The sequence below is a fragment of the Streptomyces sp. NPDC058291 genome (assembly GCF_042880855.1).
Classification (GTDB): Bacteria; Actinomycetota; Actinomycetes; order Streptomycetales; family Streptomycetaceae; genus Streptomyces.
Genome location: NZ_JBHVYK010000032.1, coordinates 39604 through 63011, shown reverse-complemented (window position 1 = coordinate 63011; position 23408 = coordinate 39604). Strand labels below are relative to the sequence as shown.

The 23408-nt window shown below is 73.9% G+C and carries 18 protein-coding genes; 11 read left to right on the top strand and 7 right to left on the bottom strand.

Features of this window, described 5'->3' with window-relative positions:
* Positions 1–43: 43 nt before the first annotated feature.
* The 4 genes from ACFVYK_RS18420 to ACFVYK_RS18405 form a co-directional block, all read right to left on the bottom strand.
* Positions 44–4675, bottom strand: a complete 4632-nt coding sequence (locus ACFVYK_RS18420) for a hypothetical protein (protein WP_389774844.1) — start codon at positions 4673–4675, stop codon at positions 44–46.
* 98 nt (positions 4676–4773) lie between these two features.
* Entirely contained in the window at positions 4774–5649 is an 876-nt protein-coding gene (locus ACFVYK_RS18415) for a hypothetical protein (protein WP_389774841.1), read from the bottom strand.
* A 160-nt stretch (positions 5650–5809) separates the two neighbouring features.
* The gene (locus tag ACFVYK_RS18410) at positions 5810–7336 is read right to left on the bottom strand and encodes a hypothetical protein (RefSeq protein ID WP_389774838.1); all 1527 of its coding nucleotides are present in this window, start codon (positions 7334–7336) and stop codon (positions 5810–5812) included.
* A 134-nt stretch (positions 7337–7470) separates the two neighbouring features.
* Positions 7471–8184, bottom strand: a complete 714-nt coding sequence (locus ACFVYK_RS18405; protein ID WP_389774837.1) for a GntR family transcriptional regulator — start codon at positions 8182–8184, stop codon at positions 7471–7473.
* A gap of 171 nt (positions 8185–8355) precedes the next feature.
* Between ACFVYK_RS18405 and ACFVYK_RS18400 the strand changes: the two genes are divergently transcribed.
* Genes ACFVYK_RS18400 through ACFVYK_RS18380 form a run of 5 tightly spaced genes read left to right on the top strand, consistent with a single transcriptional unit; the run spans position 8356 to position 12791 of the window.
* A complete protein-coding gene (locus tag ACFVYK_RS18400; RefSeq protein ID WP_389774834.1) occupies positions 8356–9657 on the top strand; it encodes an MFS transporter in 1302 nt (433 codons plus the stop codon).
* Positions 9658–9713: 56 nt separating this feature from the next.
* Complete coding sequence (locus ACFVYK_RS18395; protein ID WP_389774885.1) at positions 9714–10508, top strand: putative hydro-lyase; 795 nt, start codon at positions 9714–9716, stop codon at positions 10506–10508.
* A 20-nt stretch (positions 10509–10528) separates the two neighbouring features.
* A complete protein-coding gene (locus ACFVYK_RS18390; protein ID WP_389774831.1) occupies positions 10529–11296 on the top strand; it encodes a LamB/YcsF family protein in 768 nt (255 codons plus the stop codon).
* Positions 11293–11925, top strand: coding sequence for a 5-oxoprolinase subunit PxpB (gene pxpB / locus ACFVYK_RS18385; RefSeq protein ID WP_389774828.1), 633 nt, complete (start codon positions 11293–11295; stop codon positions 11923–11925). Before ACFVYK_RS18390 ends, pxpB begins: the two co-directional genes overlap by 4 nt.
* Positions 11922–12791 carry a biotin-dependent carboxyltransferase family protein gene (locus ACFVYK_RS18380; RefSeq protein ID WP_389774826.1) on the top strand — a complete coding sequence of 290 codons (870 nt, stop codon included), beginning with the start codon at positions 11922–11924 and terminating at the stop codon, positions 12789–12791. Before pxpB ends, ACFVYK_RS18380 begins: the two co-directional genes overlap by 4 nt.
* Before the next feature lie 530 nt (positions 12792–13321).
* Here the strand turns inward: ACFVYK_RS18380 and ACFVYK_RS18375 are convergent.
* Positions 13322–14743 (bottom strand): HEAT repeat domain-containing protein, encoded by a 1422-nt coding sequence (locus ACFVYK_RS18375; protein ID WP_389774824.1) that lies wholly within the window; start codon positions 14741–14743, stop codon positions 13322–13324.
* Positions 14744–15066: 323 nt separating this feature from the next.
* Positions 15067–15459, bottom strand: coding sequence for an ankyrin repeat domain-containing protein (locus ACFVYK_RS18370; protein ID WP_389774823.1), 393 nt, complete (start codon positions 15457–15459; stop codon positions 15067–15069).
* Between the two features lie 263 nt (positions 15460–15722).
* Between ACFVYK_RS18370 and ACFVYK_RS18365 the strand changes: the two genes are divergently transcribed.
* Positions 15723–15917, top strand: a complete 195-nt coding sequence (locus tag ACFVYK_RS18365; protein ID WP_069772012.1) for a hypothetical protein — start codon at positions 15723–15725, stop codon at positions 15915–15917.
* Between the two features lie 39 nt (positions 15918–15956).
* Positions 15957–17789 (top strand): hypothetical protein, encoded by a 1833-nt coding sequence (locus ACFVYK_RS18360; RefSeq protein WP_389774821.1) that lies wholly within the window; start codon positions 15957–15959, stop codon positions 17787–17789.
* A gap of 411 nt (positions 17790–18200) precedes the next feature.
* Here ACFVYK_RS18360 and ACFVYK_RS18355 read toward each other — a convergent pair whose 3' ends face one another.
* The gene (locus tag ACFVYK_RS18355) at positions 18201–19697 is read right to left on the bottom strand and encodes a PLP-dependent aminotransferase family protein (RefSeq protein WP_389774818.1); all 1497 of its coding nucleotides are present in this window, start codon (positions 19695–19697) and stop codon (positions 18201–18203) included.
* Between the two features lie 99 nt (positions 19698–19796).
* On the opposite strand from ACFVYK_RS18355, the gene ACFVYK_RS18350 reads away from it, so the two are divergent.
* The 4 genes from ACFVYK_RS18350 (at position 19797) to ACFVYK_RS18335 (ending at position 23301) form a co-directional block, all read left to right on the top strand.
* Entirely contained in the window at positions 19797–20483 is a 687-nt protein-coding gene (locus tag ACFVYK_RS18350) for a YitT family protein (protein WP_389774815.1), read from the top strand.
* Positions 20480–21247 carry a glycerophosphodiester phosphodiesterase gene (locus tag ACFVYK_RS18345; RefSeq protein ID WP_389774813.1) on the top strand — a complete coding sequence of 256 codons (768 nt, stop codon included), beginning with the start codon at positions 20480–20482 and terminating at the stop codon, positions 21245–21247. The genes ACFVYK_RS18350 and ACFVYK_RS18345 overlap by 4 nt, the downstream gene beginning before the upstream one ends.
* 51 nt (positions 21248–21298) lie before the next feature.
* The gene (locus ACFVYK_RS18340) at positions 21299–22648 is read left to right on the top strand and encodes an MFS transporter (protein ID WP_389774810.1); all 1350 of its coding nucleotides are present in this window, start codon (positions 21299–21301) and stop codon (positions 22646–22648) included.
* Between the two features lie 278 nt (positions 22649–22926).
* The gene (locus ACFVYK_RS18335) at positions 22927–23301 is read left to right on the top strand and encodes an RNA polymerase-binding protein RbpA (protein ID WP_020128921.1); all 375 of its coding nucleotides are present in this window, start codon (positions 22927–22929) and stop codon (positions 23299–23301) included.
* The last annotated feature ends 107 nt before the right edge of the window (positions 23302–23408 follow it).

Here is a 23408-nt window from a genome sequence, read left to right as displayed (position 1 = left end):
GGGCGACGGCCGACCGCCGACGTCGCGCGTCACCTGTGTCTGATCAACCCGTGTGCGGTGCGGGGCGCTTGTACATCCGTGTCGCCGTGATCTCGCTGTGCACCTGCACCGTGTCGCCTTCCGCGGGCGGAGCCTGCTGCGGCAGCCCGGGGCGGAGGTGTTCCTCGACGCTGATGTACTTCAGGCCCGCCCTGAGGTCGGCATCGTTGCGCAGACGGATGACCAGCGGGAACTCCGCCAGTGCCGTGGTGTCGAACAGGCCGGTGGTGTAGAGCAGCTGCACGCCGAGGGCGTCCGAGACCGCGCGCTGGAGCTCCAGCAGATACGTCGCGTTGGCGCGCCCGATGGGGTTGTCGAGGAACAGCGTGCCGGCGTACCGGTGCTTGTCCCTCCCCCGGTCGTTGCTCCTGAGCGCGGCCATCGTGCAGTACAGGGCGATGGCCGCGGTGAGCAGCTGGCCGCCGGAGAACACGTCGCCCATCTGGCCGACGGGGACGCGCTCGGCGCGCAGCACGGCGTCCGGCTTGAGGATCTCGACGGCGACGCCCTTGGGCTGGAGCGCTGCGCCGACCCCCCGGAGCAGCAGCGACATGCCGTCGCGCCGCAGGTCGGAGTTCTTCTTGACGGCGGCCCGGGTCGCGTCGTCGATGACCTCGCCGAGCCGTTCGGTGAGGGTGGCCTGGTCGGGCTCCTCGAAACGGATGCGCAGGAACTCCTGGCCGGACCATTCGCCGAGCCCCTCGGGCAGGCGGGAGAGCCGCTGGGCGGAGCGCAGGGTGGCGAGCGCGGACTCCACGAGCCCCCGCAGCCGGTCCACGATCGAGTCCCTGTTGCGCTCCAGCTGCTCCAACTCGTCCGTCAGGACGCGCAGTCGGGGCGCGAAGGCGTCGGCCCACCTCTTGGCGTGCTCCGGAAGCGCGGAGGCGGGCAGCTCACGGATCTGCTGGCGGGCGGGGGTGCGCACCTGCTCGTAGCGGGTGGAGTTGGCGTGCCGCACGAGGATGTCGCCGGCCTCGCGGACGGCGGACTCGGCGGTGGACAGATCGGCGGCGCAACCGCGCAGAGCACGGCGGGCCTCGGCAGCCGAGTGACGGGCCTCCTCCAGGGCGCCCGGGTAGGGCTCGGATTCCTCCTGCTCCTCCTCCGGGGCGTGTTCGCGCAGCAGGTCGCGCAGCATGGCGGCGATCTCGTCGAAGCCGCCGGCCGCGTCCTCGGCGGCCCGGTGGGCGGCCAGGAGTTCGGCGTGCGCCTCGCGGGAGCTCTCCAGGGCCTCGGTGCGGGAGGCGAGTTCGGAGGTCGCGGTGCGCAGCAGGGCCTGTGCGTGCTCGGCGTCACGCGGGCGGGACTCCTCGGGAAGCTCGGTGTGCGCCTCGCCGTCCTCGGGCGCGTGCCGCTCCGCCTCGCCGCGCAGCCGCCCGAGCTGCTCGCTCGCGGTGGACACGCGCGTCTCCAGGAGCTGCACCAGCTCCTCCGCGCGCGCGGAGGCGGCCTGCCGGGACGGCCCGTCGGAACCGTCGGGCGACTGCAGCAGCTGTTCCGCGCGCGTGCGGACCTTGTTGCTCAGCCGGTCCAGTTCGGCGCGGGCCGCGCTCTCGTCGCTCTCCGCGCGGGCCTGCTCGGCCCGCAGGTCGGCGCCGACGCCCACCTTCTCGTACAGCTGGGACGCGGCCCGGTAGGCCTCCCGCAGGGCAGGCAGGGAGGCCTTGGAGGCCTCCGCGTCGCCCTCGGGCACGTCGTCGGGAGCGCCGGCGATCTCGGCGCGCTCCGCGCGCAGCGCCCGCGCGGTGCGGCGGGCGTCGTCGGCGGCCCGCTGGGCGGCGCGCCGGTCCTCGTCGGCGGCGCGGGCGCGCTCCAGGCACGCCTGGGCGCGGGCCTCCGACTCGGCTGCCTCGTCGGCGAGTTCACGCACCTTGACCTGCCAGCCGGCGCGCTCGCGCAGCCGGAAGGCGAGCCCGGCGAGCGCGTCGGCGGCGCGCCGGGCCTTCTGTGCGACCTCCTGGCGCTCGTCACGCACCTGGGCCGCCTCGGCGGCGATCTCGTCGGCCTCGGCGCGCGCGGTGCGCGCCTCGGCCAGCTCGGCCTCCGACTCCTCGGCGAACGCGCGTGCCTCTCCGGCGGCGTGCGCCAGCTCGGTGAGCCGCCCGGCCGGGCAGCCGGTGCGCCAGGACGCGAGCCGCGCCGCGAGCTCGCGGTCCTTGCCGAGCCGCGCCGCGAGCCGGCGGATGTCCTCGTCCCGCTCGGTCGCCCGCGCGCGCAGGGTCTGCCGCTCCTCGTCGGCGGCGTGCTCGTCGTGCATGGCGGGGTTCGGCGGGACGAGGAAGACGTCCCCGTCGTCGGAGCCGGCCGGCGGGGTCGGGGCGAGCAGGGCGGCGGCGGTGCCGACGGCGACGGCCGAACGCGGCAGCAGCGCGGCCTCGCCGAGCGCCTCACGCGCGCGGGCGTGCGAGCCGGGGTCGGTGATGATCACGCCGTCGACCAGCTCGGGCCGGGCGGCGAGCACCCGTGCGTGGTCGGCCGGGGCGACGGCCTGCGCGAGGTAACGCCAGCCGGGCAGCGCGGGGATGCCGTGCTCGCCGAGGAACTCGACGGTGGCCAGCACGTCCGGGCCGGGCGGCAGCAGTCCCCCGTCGCCGAGCGCGCCGAGGATGCGGGCGTCGTCGGCGGCGGCGGTCCGCAGGTCGAAGAGCTGGCGTTCGGCGGAGGAGACGGTGTCGTCGAGGAGTTCACGCAGTTCGTCGGCGCAGCGGTCGAGGTCCTCGGGGCTCAGCAGGGAGCCGTCGTCGGAGTCGCCGTCCCGCCGGGGCTGCGGGATCTGCCGGGGCGCGCGGCCGCCGGTCAGCCCCAGCAGTTCGGCGAGCCTTTCTTCGCCGGCCAGGGCGTCGGCGAGCCGTCGCTCTGCTTCGTAGGAGCGTTGCGCGGCGGTGGCCGCGTCGGCGGCCCGGGCCGCGGTGAGTTCGGCGCGGGACTCGGCCGAGGCGGCTTCGCGGGCGTGCTCGCCGGCTCGGCGCGAGGCCTCCCGGGCGGCGTCCCAGGCGGCGACGGCCGTCTTCTCGGCGTCACTGGCGGCGAGTGCGGCACGCGCGGGGTCGGCGTCGGGCGCGCTGTCGTCGAGCCAGCCCGCGCGTACGGCTTCGGCGGTCTCCTGCTCGACCTCGGCGAGGCGCTGGCGCAGATGACCGACCTCGCTGCGGGCGCGCTGGGCGTCGGTGGCGGCGGAGGTCGCGTCCCGGTGCGCGGCTTCGCCGACCTCCTGGAGGGCGGCGGATCGCTCCTCCTCCTCGTTGGCGAGGTCCTCGGCGCTCCGGGCGGCCGCGTGCAGGGCCCGTACGAGGTCGACGGCGGCCCGGGCGCGGGCGGCCAGGGCCGGGGCCGCGTCCCGTTCCGCCTCCTGGATCGCGGCGGACACGCGCGCGACGCGGTCGGCGGCGGCGCGGTGGCGCAGCACGGCTTCGGCTGCCTGCCAGGCCGCGTGCAGGGTACGGGCGTCGGCGAGTTCGCGCTTCTGCGCGGCGGCCGACTTCTCGGCGGCCGCGAGCGCCAGCGAGGCGTGCCGGTAGGCCAGTTCGGCGGCGATCGACGCGCTGCGCTCGCGCGCGCTCTCGGAGTGGGTGACGGCGTAGGCGGCGGCCGTGACCCGCTGGGCCAGATCGCCGGCCCGCTGCTTCTCCCGCAGCCCGCGCGCGGAGAGCCGGCGGGCCAGCGCGCGGGTTCGTCGCTCGGCCCCGGCGTGGACGTCGCGCGCGCGGGCCCGTGCCTCGGCGGCCTCGACGATCCGGCCCAGCAGCTCCGCCGAGCCGGCGGTGAAGTCCCGTTCGGCGATGAGCTCGGCACGGCGGCCGAGTTTGTTGCCGAAGCCGCTGACCAGGTCGGCGAGCCCGTCGGTGTCGCGGGTGTCGGTCACCGCGCGCAGCAGCAGGTCGGTGAAGTCGGAGTCCTTCTTGACCGCGAAGAGGCCGGCGGCCTCGCCCTCGTCGGCGTTCATCTCCCGCTGGTAGCGGAAGAGTTCGGGGTCGAGGCCGAGATCGCCGAGGTGCTCGATCCACCGGTCGTGGATCTCCTCCCAGTGCACCTCCAGGTGCGGATACGCCTTGCCCGCCTCGGTGATGGCGTCCCGGAAGCCCTTCATGGTGCGCCGCCGCCCCTGCGCGCCGGAGGCGCCCTCGACGGGCGGGCGCACGGCGGTGGACTCGGCGACGGGCAGACTGTCCAGGCTCAGTCCGGGCCCCGGCCGGAAGGAGTACCAGGCTTCGGCGAACTTGCGCGGGTCGTTGGAGACCTGCCGTCCGCGCCACTCGCTCGCCTTGCCGACGACCACGCACTCGCCGGTGAGGACATGCTGCCACTCCAGCGCCACGTGTCCGCAGTCGTCGGCGAGCAGGAACTTGCGCAGTACGCCGGAGCTGGCTCCGCCGAGGGTGTTGCGGTGGCCCGGCAGCATCACCGAGAAGATCAGCTTGAGGAGGACGGACTTGCCGCCGCCGTTCTCCAGGAAGAGGACGCCTGCGGGCGCGGGGCGGCGCGGCGGGCCGACGGGCTCCTCCTCGAAGAACTCCGCCTGGGCGGGCGCGGGGTCGGGCACGACGTCGCCCACGCCCCGCAGGTCAAGCACGGTGTCGGCGTAGCGCGCACCGGCAGGCCCGATGGAGTAGAGGCGGACCCGGGACAGCTCGTACATGGCGGACTCTCGTAAGTCTTCGGCAGATCGACGGATCAGGGGGGAGGGGCGCGAGCGCCCGGAGGCGATCGGAGGCGCTGGGAGGCGCTGGGGGGGCGTCAGGAGTGGAACGGAAGGCCCGCGTCGGCCACCAACTCCAGATCGTCGCTCTCCTCGGCGGGCAGCAGGGTCGGCGTGCCGTCGGTGACCGGGACGACGCCCAGCTCCAGCAGTTCGGCGAGGGCGGCGCTGCCGGCCATGTCGCGCACCTGCAGCTGGTAGCGGGCCGTGGTGCGGTAGGTGCCGCCGTTGTCGTCCCCGGTCCGCTGCAGGAACCCGGAGTCGGTGAGGAACACGACCGCCTTGCCGACGATGCCGGTCGTGGAACCGGCGAGTCTGCGGGCGTCCTTGGTGGCGCCGGTGGAACTGCGTCTGGCCCAGACCCGCCACGCGGCCTCCAGACCGGGCGCGTCGGTCGCGGGGTCGGTGTTCTCGCCCTGCTGCTGCGCCCGCTCCTCGAGGCGCCGGCAGGCCTGGCGCACGAAGGCGTCGACGCCGTTGACGCTGACCCGGCCGATGTAGCCGTCGTCGGCCAGGTCCTCGGGGCGCGGGAAGGCCATCGCGGCGACGCAGAGGTGGGCCAGGCCGTGCAGGAAGCGGTCGCCGCCGTCGGCGGAGGTCCGGCGGGCGTAGTCCCCCATGCGCACGGCGAACACCGAGTCCTCGGCGGCGGTCACGGCCATGCCCGCGCGGGGGGACACCTCCAGCACGATCAGCCCGAGCCCGGCGGCCACGGCGTCGGCGAGCCGCGCGAACGCCGGGTCCTCGCGGTGGCGCCGCAGCAGATCGGCATACTCCTGGTCGCGCGCGGGCTGCAGTTTGGGCTGCAGCCCGAAGGCGACGAGCCGCGCCGCGTCGGCGGCGTCGGCAGGGGTGACGGCGGCGGCCGGTACGGCGGCGGCCTCCGGTTCACTCCGGTCGACGTGCTCGGTCACGGCCTCGGCTCCTTGCTGTTCTCGTGCTCGTGCGTGCGCGCGCTCCGGTAGGCGCCTTCGTCCTCGTGCGTGCGCGCGTTCTGATACGTGCGTTCGCTCTCATACGCTCGCTCGTTCCCCTGCGTGCGTTCCCGCTGGTTCATTCGGTTCCCGACCCGGCTCATGCCGCCTCCGTGCGATCCGCCGCCATCCCGGCGGAGTCCAGGAGGGCCGTGCCGACGATGAGATCGGCCCCGCCGAACTCCGGATCGTCCAGCTCCGTCCCGTCGTCCACGGCGAACAGCAGCTTCTCCTCGCCCTGCCGATAGGCGGTGCCGACAGCGGGGCTGGCCGCGTGGACCGCCAGCAGCGCCACCAGATACGGAAGATCGGGGTCGGCGCGACGAGCCTGCGCCAGCAGCCCGGACAGCCGTCGCGGCGCGTCCGCCGGCAGATCGAGGAGTTCCATCGCCGCGGCCAACTGCTCCTCGCTGAACCGGCTGTCGTCCGGCGTGGCGATCAGGTCGGGCTCCGGCATCTCCGCTCCCAGGTGCTCCCGCTCCAGGGGCGGGGTCAGCAGGAGGTCGACGAGGTCGCCCACGCGTACGGACACCGGGGTGCGCAGCCCGGTGCCGCGCGCGAAGAACGCGTCGGTGACCCGGACCGCCTGCTCCAGCGGCAACGGCAGCACCGGGGCGACCAGGTGCCCGTAGAGGTCGGTCCCCGACGACGTCATCGGCGTGGCGAAGGCCTGCCGGTCCTGCTCGGCGCGGAACAGCGGGCCGGCCTCCAGCAGGCGGGACTGCAGCTGGGTGTGCCGGCGGATGCAGTCCTTGACGATGTCGACGAGTTCGGCGGCCCGGCGCTTGTTCTCCGCGTCCTCGATCTCGTCGCGTGCCTTGCGGATGTTGGTGAGGATCGCGTTCTCGTGCCGGTAGCGGTCGGCGACGTGGTCGAGGGCCTCGGCGATCATGTCGGGCACCGCGTTCAGCCAGTCCACCGCGCGCACGTTGCGACGGGTGGCCTCCAGAGCGCGGCGCAGCGTCTCCGAGTACTGCACGGTGCGGTAGCGGGCCTGTTCGGCGGCGAGCTGGGCGTCGGCGAGGCGGCCGCGGCGGACGAGCACCTCCAGCTTGACCTCGGCGGCGATCTGCGCGCTGGTGACGTCCGTGTCGAGGGCGCCGACGAGCACGTTGACCGCTTCGTCGGTGGTGCGCAGATAGACGGCTCCGCCGTATCCGGGGACCTCCTCGATCAGCTTGAAGTCGTAGTCCCGGCGCACATAGGTGCCGTCCGACGCGAACATGCCGTAGACGGCGCGGAAACCGCGGTCGACGCTGCCGACGTTGATCAGGTTCTCCAGCACCCAGCGGGCCACCCGCTCGTGCTCGGCGACGGGTCGCTGCGGGGCCTGAGCGGTGATGCGGGGCAGCAGGCGGGCCACTATCTGGTCGTGGTCGGCGCCGGTGTCGAAGTCCATGTTGAGCGTGACGAGGTCGATGGCCGCAAGGGCGATCTCCGCCATGCCGTAGACCGAGTACTCACCGGCCAGGTTGGCCTTGCGCGCGTCGAGGTCGTGGATCGGCGCCGTGCAGGCGAGCGCGCGCAGCCGCCGCGCCAGCCCCTCGTCGGCGGCCGGGCCCTGAGCGGGGCGCGGCCCCGCGCTGAGCTGGGGCGGAACACGGTCCGTCGAAGCAGGCGAAGTCACGATGCACAGACTAGGTCCTCGGTCTGACATCGACCCAAACGACGCGGATCGCCTCCGGCGGCCGAGCGGGGCGACCACCAGCCGCGTTCCGCCTGCGGGCGGGCGCCGACCGGCCGGGGAGGGCTCGTCGCGCGCTACTGCGTGCTCCTGAGGGCGCGGTCCTCCCCCACCCTTCGCCGGTACGCCTCGACCACCCTTTCCAGGGAGTCGTCGAGGTAGGTCGTGAGCAGTCGCTCGGCCCCTGCCTTGTCGCCGGCCTCGAGGGCCTGGAGGATCTGGCGGTTGCGCTGGAGGTACGGCTCGTGCAGCCGGCGCGGTTCGTCGACGAGGTGGAAGGCCAGGCGCAGCTCGGCGAAGACGCTGCGCATGAGTTCGTCGGTGCGCGCGCTCGCGGCCAGCGCCACCAGTTCCCGGTGGAAGTGGATGTTGGCGGTCCCCAGCTTCTTCCAGTCGTTCTCGACGGCCGCCAGCTGCCCCTCGACGACGCTCGCCCGCAGGCCCTCCAGCGCGTACGGCGGCTCCCCGAGTCCTCGCACGACGGCGCATTCCACGAGGGTGCGGGTGCGGTAGATGTCCTCGACGTCCTCCACGGTCAGCACCCGGACGAAGACGCCCCGGTTCAGCTCGTGGACGAGCAGACGCTCGTGGGTGAGCAGCCGGAACGCCTCGCGCAGGGTGTTGCGCGACACGCCGAGCGCACCGCCGATGCTGTCCTCCGCGAGCCTGGTCCCGGGCGGGAAGTACCCCTCGGCGATACGGCTCCTGAGGATGTCCGCCACCCGCTCGGCCGTGCTCGTGCGGCCCAGGAGGGCGCGGTCGTCGGCCAGTCCCGCCAGCTGCTCTGCCATGCCCGGAATTCAATCGCAGACCTGAGAACGAGACAACGGGGGTATTGAAGGATCGTTCAACGATCCTCTACCTTCGATTCCAGGCGCTGCCCGCCCCCGTCGCGGCGACCCGCCTCCCGCACGCCCACAGCTCACTTCCAGCACCCTCCGTCCTCCCTCAGCGAGGTGCCCATGAGCACTCCTCCTCCACCGCAGGCCCCGACCGCCGAAGACGGCCGGGCTACGACCGGACGCACCCGTGACGACGGGGCGCTGTCCTGGCTGCGCGCCCTCGGACCGCAGGGCCGCCGCGCCTTCGCCGGCGCGTTCGGCGGCTACGCCCTCGACTCCTACGACTACTTCACGCTGCCCCTGAGCATGGTCGCGCTGGCGGCGTACTTCGGCCTGGACAGCGGCCAGACCGGCCTGTTCACCACCGTCACCCTGGTCGCCTCCGCGGTCGGCGGCGCCGTCGCGGGCGTCCTGGCCGACCGGATCGGCCGGGTCAGGGCCCTGATGATCACGGTGATCACCTACGCGGTGTTCACCGTCGCCTGCGGCTTCGCGCCCAGCTACGAGACGCTGCTGGTCCTCCGGTCCCTCCAGGGCCTCGGCTTCGGCGGCGAGTGGGCGGTCGGCGCGATCCTGGTGGCCGAGTACGCGAGCGCGAAGCACCGGGGCCGTACCCTCGGCGCGATCCAGAGCTCGTGGGCCGTCGGCTGGGGCCTCGCCGCCGTCGCCTACACCCTGGTGTTCTCGTTCTTCGGCGACGACATGGCCTGGCGGATCATGTTCTGGACGGGCGCGCTGCCCGCCCTGCTCGTCGTGTGGATGCGACGCCGGGTGCAGGACGCGCCGCAGGCCACGACCGCGCGGGAACAGAGCGCGGAGAAGGGCTCGTTCCCCGCGATCTTCAAGGGCCCGCTGCTGCGGACGACGCTCTTCGCGGGCCTGCTCTCCACCGGCGTGCAGGGCGGCTACTACACCCTCGCCACCTGGGTGCCGACGTACCTGAAGTCGGAGCGCGGCCTGTCCGTGGTCGGCACCGGCGGCTACCTGACCTTCCTGATCTCGGGGGCTTTCCTCGGCTACCTCACCGGCGGGTATCTCACCGACCGGCTGGGGCGGCGCCGCAACATCTGGCTGTTCGCCCTGCTGTCGGCGGTGTGCATCCTGGCGTACGCCAACATCCCGAGCGGCGCGGACACCCTGCTGCTCGTCCTCGGCTTCCCGCTCGGGTTCTGCATGTCGGCCATCTTCAGCGGCTTCGGGTCCTTCCTGAGCGAGCTGTATCCGACGGCCCTGCGGGGCACGGGCCAGGGCTTCACGTACAACACGGGCCGCGCCGTGGGCGCGGTCTTCCCCACCACGGTCGGCTTCCTGGCCGACAGTTGGGGGGTCGGCGGCGCACTGACCTTCGGCGCGATCGGCTACGCGATCGCCGCCCTGGCGCTGCTGGGCCTCCCCGAGACGCGCGGCAAGGAGCTGGAGTGAACCGTCCCGTCCTGAGCCAGGACCGTCGTCCGCCCCTGGGCGAGGACCGTCCCGTCATGCTCGCCGAGCAGCACGCGCACGCGTGGAGCCCCGAAACCGCCCGGACCCGTTTCCGGGCGGGGCTGGCCGGCCCCACGGCCGGGGTCGCGGCGGGCCACACGCAGGTCAACCTCATCTCGGTGCCCGCGGACTGGGCGTACGACATGCTGCTGTTCTGCCAGCGCAACCCGAAGCCCTGTCCCGTCCTCGACGTCACCGACGCGGGCTCCTGGACGACCGTCCTGGCCGAGGGCGCCGACCTGCGCACCGATCTGCCGCGCTACCGCGTGTGGGAGGACGGGGAGCTGGTCGACGAGCCGACGGACGTGCGCGCGCACTGGCGCGAGGACCTGGTGTCGTTCCTGATCGGCTGCAGCTTCACCTTCGAGTGGGCGTTGGCCGGGGCGGGCGTCCCCATCCGTCACCTCGAACAGGGACGCAACGTCCCGATGTACGTGACCGACCGTCAGTGCCGTCCGGCGGGGCGGCTGCACGGGCCGATGGTGGTGTCGATGCGCCCGGTGCCGCCGCGGCACCTGGCGGCCGCCATCCGGGAGAGCAGCCTGCTCCCGGCGGTGCACGGCAGCCCCGTACACTGCGGCGATCCGTCGGGGCTGGGCATCGACGATCTCGGGCGGCCCGACTTCGGCGACCCGGTGGACGCCGAGCCCGACGACATCCCGGTGTTCTGGGCCTGCGGTGTGACTCCGCAGGCCGCGGTGACGGCCTCGCGCCCGCCCTTCGCCCTCACCCACGCCCCGGGACAGATGTTCCTCACCGACGCCCGCGACGAGCAGTACCGCGTGGCCTGAGAAGGAGATGCGAAGAAACCATGACCGCGACGACAGCGATCGACCTGAACGCCGACCTCGGCGAAGGCTTCGGCCGCTGGCGGCTGACGGACGACGAGCACCTGCTGTCCGTCGTCACCAGCGCCAACGTGGCCTGCGGCTTCCACGCCGGGGACGCGGTCACCATGCGGCGGGTGTGCGCGCTGGCGGCCGAGCGGGGTGTGACCATCGGCGCGCAGGTCTCCTACCGGGATCTCGCGGGCTTCGGCCGGCGTGCGATGGACGTGCCGTCCGCGGAGCTGGCCGCCGAGGTGGCCTACCAGATCGGCGCCCTGCAGGTGTTCGCCCGGGCGGCGGGCGCGCGCGTGGCGTACGTGAAGCCGCACGGCGCGCTCTACAACCGGGTCGTGCACGACGAGGAGCAGGCCGGCGCGGTGGTCGCCGGGGTCCTCCTCGCGGACGACGCGCTGTCCGTGCTGGGGCTGCCCGGCTCCCGTCTGCTGGAAGCGGCCCGCGAGGCGGGACTGCCGACCGTGCCGGAGGCGTTCGCGGACCGCGCGTACACCGAGCAGGGCACGCTGGTGCCGCGCGGTCGGCCGGGGGCCGTGGTCAGCGATCCGGACACCGTCGTGGCGCGGTCGGTGAGCCTGGCTCGCCTGGGCCGGGTCGAGACCCACGCGGGGTCGTCCATCGAGGTGCGCGCGCGTTCGCTGTGTCTGCACGGCGACACGCCGGGCGCGGTGGAGCTGGCGCGCCGGGTCCGTCGTCGGCTGGAGGAGTCGGGCGTTCGGGTGGAGGCGTTCGCATGAGCGTCCGGGTGCTGCCCGTCGGCGACGACGCCCTCCTCGTCGAGGTGGCGTCGGGCGCGCAGGCCGAGGCCCTGCACGCGGAGCTGCTGCGCCGCCGCGAGGCGGGGCTGCTGAGGGCGCGCGAGATCGTCCCGGCGGCCCGTACGGTCCTCCTGGACGGCCTCACCGACATCGCACGGGTGGCCTCCGAGCTGGCCGTGGCCGACGTTCCGCCCGCTCCCCCGCGCTCGGGGGAGATCGTCGAGATCCCGACCCGCTACGACGGCCCGGACCTGTCCGAGGTCGCCGCCCACTGGGGCGTGCGGGAGCGCGAGGTGGCCCGCGTCCACGCGGCCGCCGAGTTCCGGGTGGCCTTCTGCGGGTTCGCGCCCGGCTTCGGCTATCTGACGGGCCTGCCCGCCCGCTACGACGTCCCGCGCCGGACGACTCCGCGCACCGCCGTGCCGGCCGGCTCGGTGGCCCTGGCGGGGCCGTACACCGGCGTGTACCCGCGCTCGTCGCCGGGCGGCTGGCAGCTGATCGGCAGTACGGACGCGGTGCTGTTCGACCCGGCGCGCGAGCCGGCGGCGCTGCTGTCGCCGGGCACGCGCGTGCGGTTCGTCCCGGCCGGTCCGGTGGGAACGGCGTGAGCGACCGCGCGCTCGTCGTCGTCCGGGCCGGGGCGCTCACCACCGTGCAGGACCGGGGCCGCCCCGGACACGCCCATCTCGGGGTGCCCCGGTCCGGTGCGCTCGACGGCCCCGCGGCGGCCCTGGTCAACCGGCTGGTGGGCAACTCTGCCGACGCGGCGGTCCTGGAGACCACGCTCGACGGCTGCGCCCTCGGGCCGCGTACGGACGTGACCGTCGCGGTGGGGGGCGCGCCGTGCCGGGTCGCCGTGGACGATCGGCCGGTCGCCTGGGGCGCGCCGGTCCGGGTGCCCGCCGGAGCGGTGCTGAACGTCGGACCGGCCCTGCGCGGAGTGCGCGCCTACGTCGCCGCGGCCGGCGGCATCGCCGTGGAGCCGGTGCTCGGCAGCCGTTCCACGGATCTGCTGTCGGGCCTGGGCCCTGCGCCGCTCGCGAACGGCACGGTTCTGCACCTCGGGCGCGCACGCGCCCGGTACGCGCGCGTGGACATCGCTCCCCAGCCCGCGCCCCCCGCCGAACTCGTCCTCCGGGTGACGCCCGGCCCGCGCGCGGACTGGTTCACCCCCGAGGCCGTCCGCGTGTTCACGTCACGGACGTTCCGTGTCTCCTCGGCGAGCAATCGCATCGGACTGCGCACCGAAGGGCCCGTGCTGGAACGGGAGGTGGACGGGGAGCTGGCGAGCGAGGGCATGGTCCTGGGCGCCGTGCAGGTGCCGCCGGCCGGCCGGCCGGTGGTCTTCCTCGCCGACCACCCGACCACGGGCGGCTACCCGGTGATCGGGGTCGTCCGCGCCACCGACCTCCCGGCGGCCGCGCAGGCCCCACCGGGCACACCGGTCCGTTTCGTGGCCGTACGCAGGCGGTGACGTCCGCCGGACCGGGCAGGCGCGTGGTGCACGGGGCGGCGCGCCTGCCCGGCGAACGACGCGTCTCGTGCGCGGCCGCCGGGCTCGAACGGATCCGCAGGACACCGCACGGGATGCACAGGACCGTCCGGCAGCGGCCGGGACCGTCGGCAGAGGCGGAGGCGGAGGCGGAAGCAGAAGCGGACGCGGAAGCGGACGCGGAGGTGGAGGCGGAAGCAGAAGCGGAAGCAGAAGCGGACGCGGAGCCGTGCAGGTGCAGGTGCCGGTGCCTTTGGCGGGGGCCGCTCCGGGGCCTCGGGCCAAGCCGCCCCGGGTCGTGGGCGCCGCCGCGGGCCGGGACCACCGTCGCGTCGTGCGCCGCGAGGCACGCGTCGACCGCCGTCAGTGAGCGTTGCGCTCTGCGGCCGCAGCCCGGTCCCCGCACATCCCGCAGATCGGACGCTCCGTGCCATCGGCCCCGGCGGCAGCACGCCGCTCCCCGTCGGGGGGCCGCCACCGGGCTGTCCTCGGGCGGCGGCCTGCTCCCCAGGTCACATGGCGGAGGCCGCGTCGGGTCCGATCCGGCTCCGCACGGCCGTCTGGACCTCGGCCTCCTCGGCCGGGTCGGCGGCGAGCCGCCGCAGGCGCTCCACGACCCGGGCGTCACCGGTCTCGGCGTGCCGGGCGGCGATCTCGCGGGTGCCCTCCTCGCAGTCCCAGAGGCACTCGACGGCGAAGCCGGTGGCGTAGGAGGGGTCGGTGGCGGCGAGCGCCCGGGCGCAGCGCCCGCGCAGGTGCGACGAGGCCGTCTCGCGGTAGATATGGCGCAGCACGGGCGCCGCGCAGACGATGCCGAGCCGGCCGGCGCCGTCGACGAGCGTCCACAGGGTCGGCGCGTCGCAGCCTTCGCCGCGCACGGCCTCGCGCAGGGCGGCCAGGACCAGTTCCTTGTCCCTCGCGCCGCCCCGGCAGGCGAGCATGCGGCCGGCGGCGGCGCCCAGGGCGTCGGGCCGGTGGACCCAGCCGCGGGCCCGGTCGACGGCGGCGACGCTGCGCATGCGCTCGAACGCGCCGACGGCGGCCTCGACCACGGTCGTAGAGCCGGCCGCGACGGCCTGTTCGACGAGGAGGAGGGCGTCGGGGTCGTTGCAGTCGGCGAGATAGCGCAGGGCGGTGCACCGGGCGCCCTCGGGCCCGTCCTTGGCCGCCTGCACGATCTCGGGGCGGTCCTCCGGTCCGGCGACGGCGGACAGGCAGCGGGCGGCCGGGACGTGGAGAGCGGCTCCGCGTTCGACCCCCTGCTGGGCCCATGCGAACACCGCCTGCACGCTCCACCCGGGCCGCGGACCGCTGGGACTCAGCTGCCGTTGCCAGCGGTCGAAACAGCCGACTTCCTGAGCGGCACGCACACGCGTGGAGACGTACTCGCGGGGATCCTCGGCCCACAGCCGCCAGGGCCGTGGCTCGAAGGCGTCCCGCACGGCGACGGCGAGTTCGGCCTCGCCCTCGGCGTCCGCGGGGAATCGGGCGAGCACCGGTGCGGCCAGGGCGCGCAGGCCGGCGTCGTCGTCCCGCAGGGCGAGCTCGTCCAGGGCCCAGGCCCAGTTGGCTCCCGAGGCGGCGTATCTGCGCAGCAGTTCGAGGGCGTCCCGCCTGCCGTAGGAGGCGAGGTGGCCGAGGACGGCCAGGGCGAGGCCGGTGCGTGACTCCTCGGTGTCGAAGACGTCCTCGACGTCGAAGAGGTGGGCCTCGATCTCGTCCAGCTCGCCGTTGAGGTCGAGGTAGAGACGGGCGTAGTAAAGGGAGCGGTTCTCCACCTGCCAGTCGTGGCGGGGATCCCGCAGCACACAGTGGTTCAGCGCCGCGAGCGCTTCGGCGCGCGGTGCGGTGAGCGCGTGCAACGTGCCGTCGCCGCGCCCCCTCTGGAGCAGGCCGAGCAGCGTACCGCTGGGCGCTATGACCGGATCGAACATGGGAAACAGCCTCACATCAAGCGTCGACGCAACCGGGGACGTGCATTACCTGGCCGCGTGACAACACGTCGGGGCGCCCGCCGTTTCCTGCTTGCTGTAGACCATCTTCCTCTGCCTCTCGTCGGTGGCCCATGCGGACCGCATCACGGCCCGCGCGGTGCGGCGACACCTGCCCGGCCATCGCGTCCGTGAATCACGACGTCATGATGACCCGGCTGTTCTGCCTGCCGCGACCGAAATTTCCGGCGGCCTGGTACCGCCTCCCCCGTGGTCGTGGATTTACCTGGTCAGGATCTTCAGTGGACCTGCTCAGGACCGTCGGCTCAGTGCGCGCCGAACAGGCCGAGCAGCTCCCTCTTGCCGAACATGCGGGCCGTGTCGACGGCCGACGGCGTGCCCTGGGAAGGGTCGGCGCCGGCCTCCAGCAGGACCCTGACGACGTCCGTCTCACCCTTGAAGACGGCTCCGGCGAGCGGGGTCTGGCCGCGGTCGTTGATCCGGTCGGCCTCGGCGCCACGGGCCAGCAGGGCCCGGACCGCGTCGGCGTGGCCGTGGTACGCGGCGAGCATCACGAGCGAGTCGCCGCGGTCGTTGGTGAGATCGGCCGGGACGCCCGCGTCGACGTACGCCACGAGCTCCTCGGTCTGTCCCTGACGAGCCAGATCGAAGATCTTGGTCGCCAGGTCCACGACCTCGGGGTCGGGGGCTTCGCTCATCGGCCGGACCGCCTCTCGCTACAACCGTTCAGGTGAATCGCCAGCGTACTGGCTCGTCGGTCACGTGGGTGGTGCCGTCCGCGGCAAAGATCACGTACGACCCTGTTCGCCGCGATTCTCCTGCTCGGGCGGCCCACCGGAGCTGCCGCCGACTGGGGGAAAAGAGCCTCTTTTCACCCAGTTGCACCTTTTATCGTATGGATACATCCTGTGAGCCTGGAAGTACTCATGGTGACTGTCCCCCGCGAACCAGGAGAAACCAAATGATCCTGTCCATGTCAGGCGTGGTCCTGCTCGGCATCGTCGTCTTCCTCTTCTTCCGCAAGGACGGGCTGAAGGGGTCCCACGCCATCGTCTCGGCCCTGTTCGGGTTCTACATGGCCAGCACGGCCATCGCCCCGAGCATCAAGGCCGGTGGCGAGAGCCTGGCCAGCCTTCTCGGCGGCATCAAGTTCTGACGCCGCACGTCCCGTCCGCACCACCTCCAGGAGACAGCAGTGGCCCGGCGCCCCCTCCCCCGCATCCTGAGCACAGGCAGCGCGCAGATCGCCCGGAGTCGGGAGCTGGCCCGGACGGCAGCCGACAGCGCCACCGATGTCCTCCATCCGCTGATCACGACGACCCGCGGACTGCGCCGGCTGGCCTCGGCCGGGCGGCGCAGATGGGCCGAGACCCCCAGGGACAGGCGCGGTCCGCTGCTGTTCCTGGCGGCCTCGGTGGTCCTGGTCGTGGTGCTCGTGCCGTACGGCCCGCTGCTCGCCGTCGTCACCCTGATGGCGGCGGCGGCCTGGCAGGGCAGGGACCGCACCCCACCGGATCCCGAAGGCCCTGACGAATCGCAGATCGAGCGACTCCAGGTGCTGTACGACGCCCTCGTCCCGTACTTCTCGGCGGCCGAAGACCCGTCTCCCCTGTACGCCCACGGCGGCGACTGGGAGACGGTCTTCCCCACCCAGGAGTTCGACGACTCGGGCCGCGTGGCCCACCTGGTGATCCGCTATCCGGCGTATTTCCCGGACGGCGAGGCCGCGTCCCGCGCGCGGATCCAGCAGTTGCTCGCCGCCAAGTCCGGCCGCGGCCGGGAGTACCTCTTCGACTGGGACGAGGAGGGCAACGAGCTCACGGTCAGCGTCCTCTCCCCACTGCCGACCGACATCGCGGCCCAGCGCTTCGTCACCGCACCCGGCGAGACGGTCCTGGGCTTCACCGACCCCTCCCGGGTGCGGCGCACGCTCCCGCTCGCCTTCGGCGCGGCCCGGCGCGACGTCCCCCCGGTCGTCTGGCGCACCGGCATCCGCTCCACCGAGCCGCACCTGCTGGCCGTCGGCCAGCCGGGCAGCGGCACCTCGACCCTGCTGCGCTCCATCGCCCTCCAGGCCCTGCCCCACGGCGACGTGCTGATCATCGAGGGCGGCGGGACCGGCGAGTACGCCTGTCTGGCCGGCCGGGACGGTGTCCTGGGCGTCGAGATCGGCCTCGACGGTGCGCTGGCCGCCCTGGAATGGGCGACCGGCGAGACCGAGCGCCGGCTCGTCGCGGCCAACCGGGCCCGCCAGGCCGGCGACCCGGCGCCGGAGGACACCAAGCGCCCGCTGTGGATCCTGCTGGACCGCCCCACCGCCTTCACCCACCTGGCCGAGGCCGACGGCCGCGAGGACCCGCAGTCCCTCCTCCAGATCCCCCTGCGGCACGGTCGCGCCGCCGCGGTCACGGTGGTCGTGGCCGAGCAGTTCGACGCCCTGGACTCGCTGAGCGAGGCGGTGCGCCGGCACACCCGCGCGCGGGTCGCCCTCGGGCCGGCGTCGCCGGCCCAGCTGGAGGCGGTGCTCGGCGCACCCCCGCACACCACCCCGGTCGACGACGTCCCGCCAGGACGCGGATACGCCCGGCTGGGCTCGGCGCCGGTCCACCGTCTCCAGGTGCCGGCCACGCCCGACCCGTACGACGACGCGACGAGCGACGCGCACCGGCAAGCGGTCCTGGACCTGCTGCCGCCGCGCTCCACACCGGCCGACACGCAGACACCGGCCGCCGACGGGGACACACCTGCCGTGGCGGACACCGCGGTCGGCCCCGAGCCCTCGGCCGACGGCGAGACTACGCCGGCGCCGGTCGAAGCCTCCCTCCCGAAGATCGTCCTCACCAAGACCGCGACCCCGCAGGACCCAGGCCGACAGACGGCGACTCCGCAGACCGCGACTCCCCAGGCCGCGTCGCCGCAGACGACGGCCCCGGAGACCGCTCTCCTGGAGAGACCGGTCCTGGAGACGGCGGTGCCGGACGCAGCCGTGGCCGAAGCAGCCGTGGCGAAAGTGGTGGCCGCGGAGTAGGCGGACGCCGCACCCGGCCCGCGGCCGTCGGCTCCGAGGCGGAAGTGGCGGCCGCGGAGCAGGCGGACCCCGCACCCGGCCCACGGCCCCCGCCTCCGAGGCGGAGCGCCACCGGTCCACCGGTCCACCGGTCCACCGGCAGCACGCGACCGGACGGCGACACCCGGCACCCAGCTCACCCAGCACCTAGCACCGCGAGGCCGGACCCGACCGGACGGACGTCACCCGTCCCCCGGTCGGACGGTGGACCGGCGCCCGCCCGCCGTCCGCCACCCCGTCCGACGCCCGACCGGTGCCCAGCCCGACGCACACCGTGCCCAGCCACCGACGGGGAGGCGACCGACTCGGGAACCGAAGCAGGTGACCGACACGGTGACCGAAGCGGACGGCCCCAGGCCGCCCACGGCCGCCCTACGCCACGAACGTGCGCGGCCCCTCGCCGCCCGCCGTGCCCCCGCTCTCCACGATCCGCGCGGCCGCGGCCAGACGCGTGGCCGCCTCCTCCGCCAGGGCGCCGCCCACGGTGAACGGCAGCCGCACATATCCCTCGAAGGCGCCGTCGACGCCGAACCGGGGACCGGACGGCACCCGCAGGCCCACCCGTTCCCCGGCCTCGGCCAGCCGTGACCCGGACAGTCCGCCGGTCCGCACCCACAGGGTCAGCCCGCCCCCGGGGACGGAGAACTCCCACTCCGGCAGCTCCCGCCGCACCGCCGCGACCAGGTCGTCCCGGTTGCCCCGGGCCTGGCGGCGCCGCAACTCCACGGCCTGCTCCCAGCCGCCGGTGCTGAACAGCCAGTTGACGGCCAGCTGCTCCAGCACCGGCGTGCCCAGGTCGGCGTAGGCGCGGGCCGCCACCAGGCTGCGGACGACGTCCGGAGCCGCCCGCACCCATCCGATGCGCATCCCGGCCCAGAAGGCCTTGCTCGCAGAGCCGACCGTGATCACCGTCGAACCGCCGGGGTCGAAGCCGCACACGGGCCGCGGCATCCGGACGTCGTCGAGCCACAGTTCGCTCATGGTCTCGTCGGCCACCAGCACCGTGCCGGCCGAGCGGGCGGCCTCCACGAGCCGGCGGCGCTGGTCGTCGTCGGCGAGCGCGCCGGTCGGATTGTGGAAGTCCGCGACGACGTACGCGATGCGCGGCGCCGCGTCCCGCAGGACCTGACGCCAGCGGTCCATGTCCCAGCCGGCCAGGCCGTCGGCCATCGCGACGGGCACCAGCCGGGCGCCCGCCTCCCGCATGAGCTGAAGGATGTTGGCGTAGGAGGGCGACTCGACGGCGATGCGCTCGCCGCGCCCGCCGAAGAGGTGGCAGATGGCGTCGATGGCCCCCATGGCCCCGGTCGTGACCATGATCTGCTCGGGCATCGTCGGGATCCCGCGCGCGGTGTAGCGCTCGGCGATCATCGCGCGCAGCGCCGGCAGGCCCGCCGGATAGTCGCCGTGCGTGTGGGCGTACGGGGGCAGCTCCTCCAGCGCACCCTGCACGGCGCGGGTGAGCCAGGGTTCGGGAGCGGGCAGGGCCGCACAGCCCAGGTCGATCATGGACCCCAGGGTCTCGGGCGGCAGGGGCTCCAGACCGCGGGCCGGGACCGGGTTGCCCGCCGGCACGGCGGTCCAGCTGCCCGCGCCGCGTCGCGACTCCAGGAAGCCCTCCGCGCGCAGCGCCTCGTAGGCCGCGGCGACGGTCGTACGGCTCACGGAGAGGGAGAGGGCCAGCTCCCGTTCGGCGGGCAGCCGGGCGGCGCCGGGGACCCGGCCTTCGAGCACCAGCAGCCGGATCCCGTCGGCGAGCGCCCGATAGGCGGGGGGACGCCGGGCGCGGGGGCCGGCCGGCCGGTCCTGCTGGGACTTGAGCAGCCGGGCGAGTTGTGCGGCCCCCACCGCAGAGGTCCACTGCGCCATGGATACCAGTCCACCTTCCCCGAATTGGCCATGGATGACGTGCGCTTCCAAGCCACAGAGTGTCACGAGTCAGGCCACTGCCACCACCAGGGGGACACCTTGTCCGAGCCGTCACCGCAGGAACCGTCCTCGCGGGAGCCGAACGGCCGTCTCGTCCGCAGACTGCTCCAGCTCTACGCCGGCCTCGCCCTCTACGGCGCCTCCTCCGCCCTGCTCGTACAGGCGGGCCTGGGCCTGGAGCCCTGGAACGTGCTGCACCAGGGTCTGGCCGAGCTGACCGGGCTGTCGATCGGCGTCGTGTCGATCGGCGTGGGCGCGGCGGTGCTGCTCCTGTGGATCCCGCTGCGCCAGCGCCCGGGCCTCGGCACGGTCTCCAACGTGTTCGTCGTCGGCATCGCCATGGACGGCACCCTGGCGTGCGTCCCGGAGGCGCGCACCCTGGCCGCGCAGGCGCCCCTGCTCGTGGCGGGGCTCGTCCTCAACGGGGCGGCCACCGGCCTGTACATCGCGGCCGGCTTCGGGCCGGGCCCGCGCGACGGGCTGATGACCGGTCTGCACCGGCGCACCGGGCGTTCGGTCCGCCTGATGCGGACGACGGTGGAGGTCGTGGTCGTCGTGACGGGGTTCGCCCTCGGCGGCACCATCGGCGTCGGCACGTTGCTGTACGCGGTGACGATCGGACCGCTCGCCCAGCTCTTCCTGCGGCTGTTCACCGTTCCGGCGGCCTCCGGGGGCGGCACGGTCGTTGCCGGCGGGACACCGCAGGGAGCGATACTGCGTCCGTGACCCGCCTCATACGCCACCCCTACCTCGACCATCCGGGGCCGATCCCGTTCGCGCACCGCGGTGGGGCCGCGGCCGGTCTGGAGAACACCGCGGCGCAGTTCCGGCGCGCGGTGGAGGCGGGGTACCGCTACGTCGAGACGGATGTGCACGCCACGCTGGACGGCCGGCTCGTGGCCTTCCACGACACGACGCTGGACCGGGTGACCGACGGCGCGGGCCGCATCGCCGATCTGCCGTGGTCGCGGGTGCGCCGCGCGCGCGTGGGAGGCAGAGAGCCGGTGCCGCTCTTCGAGGACCTCCTGGAGTCCTTCCCCGAGGTGCGGTGGAACGTCGACCTCAAGGCGGAACCCGCGCTGCACCCCCTGCTCGACCTGATCGCACGCACGGGCGCCTGGAACCGGGTCTGCGTCGGCTCGTTCTCGGAGGCCCGGGTGGTACGCGCCCAGCGGCTGGCCGGGCCGCGCCTGGCGACGTCGTACGGCACCCGGGGTGTGCTCGACCTGCGGCTGAGGTCCTGGGGCCTGCCCGCGAGGCCGCGCCGCTCGGCGATCGCCGCGCAGGTGCCGGAGGCGCGGTCGGGCATCCGGGTCGTGGACGGCCGCTTCGTCCGCGCCGCCCACGCGCGCGGGTTGCAGGTCCACGTGTGGACGATCAACGATCCGGTCCGGATGCACCGGCTCCTGGACCTGGGAGTCGATGGCATCATGACCGATCACATCGACGCGTTGCGCAAGGTCATGGAGGACCGGGGCGTCTGGGTCTGACCCGGTGCCCGCAGCCCGCACGCGGTTCCGGGCACCGGGAGGCGAGGGCGGGTGGGCATCGACACCCTGCGGACGGCGGCGTCCGACGAGGCCGCAGGACGGCGGCGCGAGCAGCGCGGCTGGTACTTCTACGACTGGGCGTGCTCCGTCTACTCGACGAGCGTGCTCACCGTGTTCCTCGGCCCGTACCTGACCTCGGTCGCCCGGCAGGCGGCGGACGCCGACGGGTACGTGCATCCGCTGGGCGTCCCCGTCCGGGCGGGCTCCTTCTTCGCCTACTCGGTGTCCCTGTCGGTGATCGTGGCCGTCCTGGTGATGCCGGTGGTGGGCGCGGCCGCCGACCGTACCGGCCGCAAGAGGCCGCTGCTGGGCGCCGCCGCCTATGCGGGCGCCGCGGCCACGACCGCCATGTTCTTCCTCGGCGGCGACCGCTATCTGCTGGGCGGCGCCCTGCTGATCGTGGCGAACGCCGCCCAGTCGGTGGCGATGATGCTCTACAACTCCTATCTGCCGCAGATCGCGCCGCCCGAGGAACGCGACGCGGTCTCCTCCCGGGGCTGGGCCTTCGGCTACGCGGCGGGCTCGCTGGTCCTCGTGATCAACCTGGTCCTCTATCTGGCCCACGACTCGTTCGGGGTCTCCGAGTCGACGGCCGTGCGCATCTGCCTGGCCTCGGCCGGACTGTGGTGGGGCGGCTTCACCCTGATCCCGCTGCTGCGGTTGCGCGACCGGCCGGCCGCCGCGCGGGAGGGGACGACGACTCCGGGGCTGCGACAGCTCGTCGCGACGGTCCGCGACATGCGCCGCCATCCGCTGACCCTCTCGTTCCTCCTGGCCTACCTCGTCTACAACGACGGCATCCAGACCGTGATCTCCCAGGCGTCCCTCTACGGTTCCGAGGAGCTGGGCCTCGGTCAGTCCACGCTGATCGGGGCGGTCCTGCTGGTGCAGCTGCTCGCGGTCGCGGGAGCGCTGGGCATGGGACGGCTGGCGCGGACGTACGGCGCGAAGCGGACGATCCTCGGCTCGCTGGTGGCCTGGACGCTCACCCTGGGCGCGGGGTATTTCCTGCCGGCCCGGGCGCCGGTGGGCTTCTTCCTGCTGGCGGCCGCGATCGGCCTGGTCCTGGGCGGCAGCCAGGCGCTGTCCCGCTCGTTGTTCTCCCACCTGGTCCCGCCCGGCAAGGAGGCCGAGTACTTCTCGGCATACGAGATGAGCGACCGCGGCATGAGCTGGCTCGGCCCGCTCCTGTTCGGGATGACTTACCAGCTCACCGGCAGTTACCGGGACGCGATCGTGTCCCTGGTGGCCTTCTTCGTGATCGGGTTCGGCCTGCTCGCGCGCGTGCCTGTCCGGCGTGCGATCGGCGACGCGGGGAACCCGGTGCCCGAGAGGATTTAGCGCTCAAGGCGAAAGGGCGGTAGTGTACGCGTTTGGCCTGCCAGGCGTACCGTTACTGCGCGTCAAAGATGCCGAAACGCTGGGTGACATCTCCTTTCAGATGTGACAAACCGGGCGCCGGTGGGTACTGCACTGGTTGACAAGGCTGCGGCTACGACGGCGACGCACGACCCGGAACGGGACTCGGATCGGGAATCTTTACCGCCGCCCGGACGTTGACCGGATGACGACGACAGCGACACCTGTCCTGTGGGCGACAAGCCCGGGAGGCACGATTCATGAGTGAGCGAGCTCTTCGCGGCACGCGCCTCGTGGTGACCAGCTACGAGACGGACCGCGGTATCGACCTGGCCCCGCGCCAGGCCGTGGAGTACGCATGCGAGAAGGGGCATCGGTTTGAAATGCCCTTCTCGGTCGAGGCGGAGATTCCGCCGGAGTGGGAGTGCAAGGTCTGCGGAGCCCCTGCACTCCTGGTCGACGGCGACGGCCCTGAGGAAAAGAAGGCCAAGCCCGCGCGTACCCATTGGGACATGCTGATGGAGCGGCGGACCCGCGAGGAACTGGAAGAGGTCCTCGAGGAGCGTCTGGCCGTTCTGCGGTCCGGGGCGATGAACCTTGCGGTGCATCCCCGCGACAGCCGTAAAAGCGCGTAGCCCCAAGGGGCTGCGACCGGCTTCACAGCGCACGACAAACGACCGCGGGCGCCGTACGTGACACACGTACGGCGCCCGCGGTCGTCGTGCTGCCCGGCGCCCGCCCT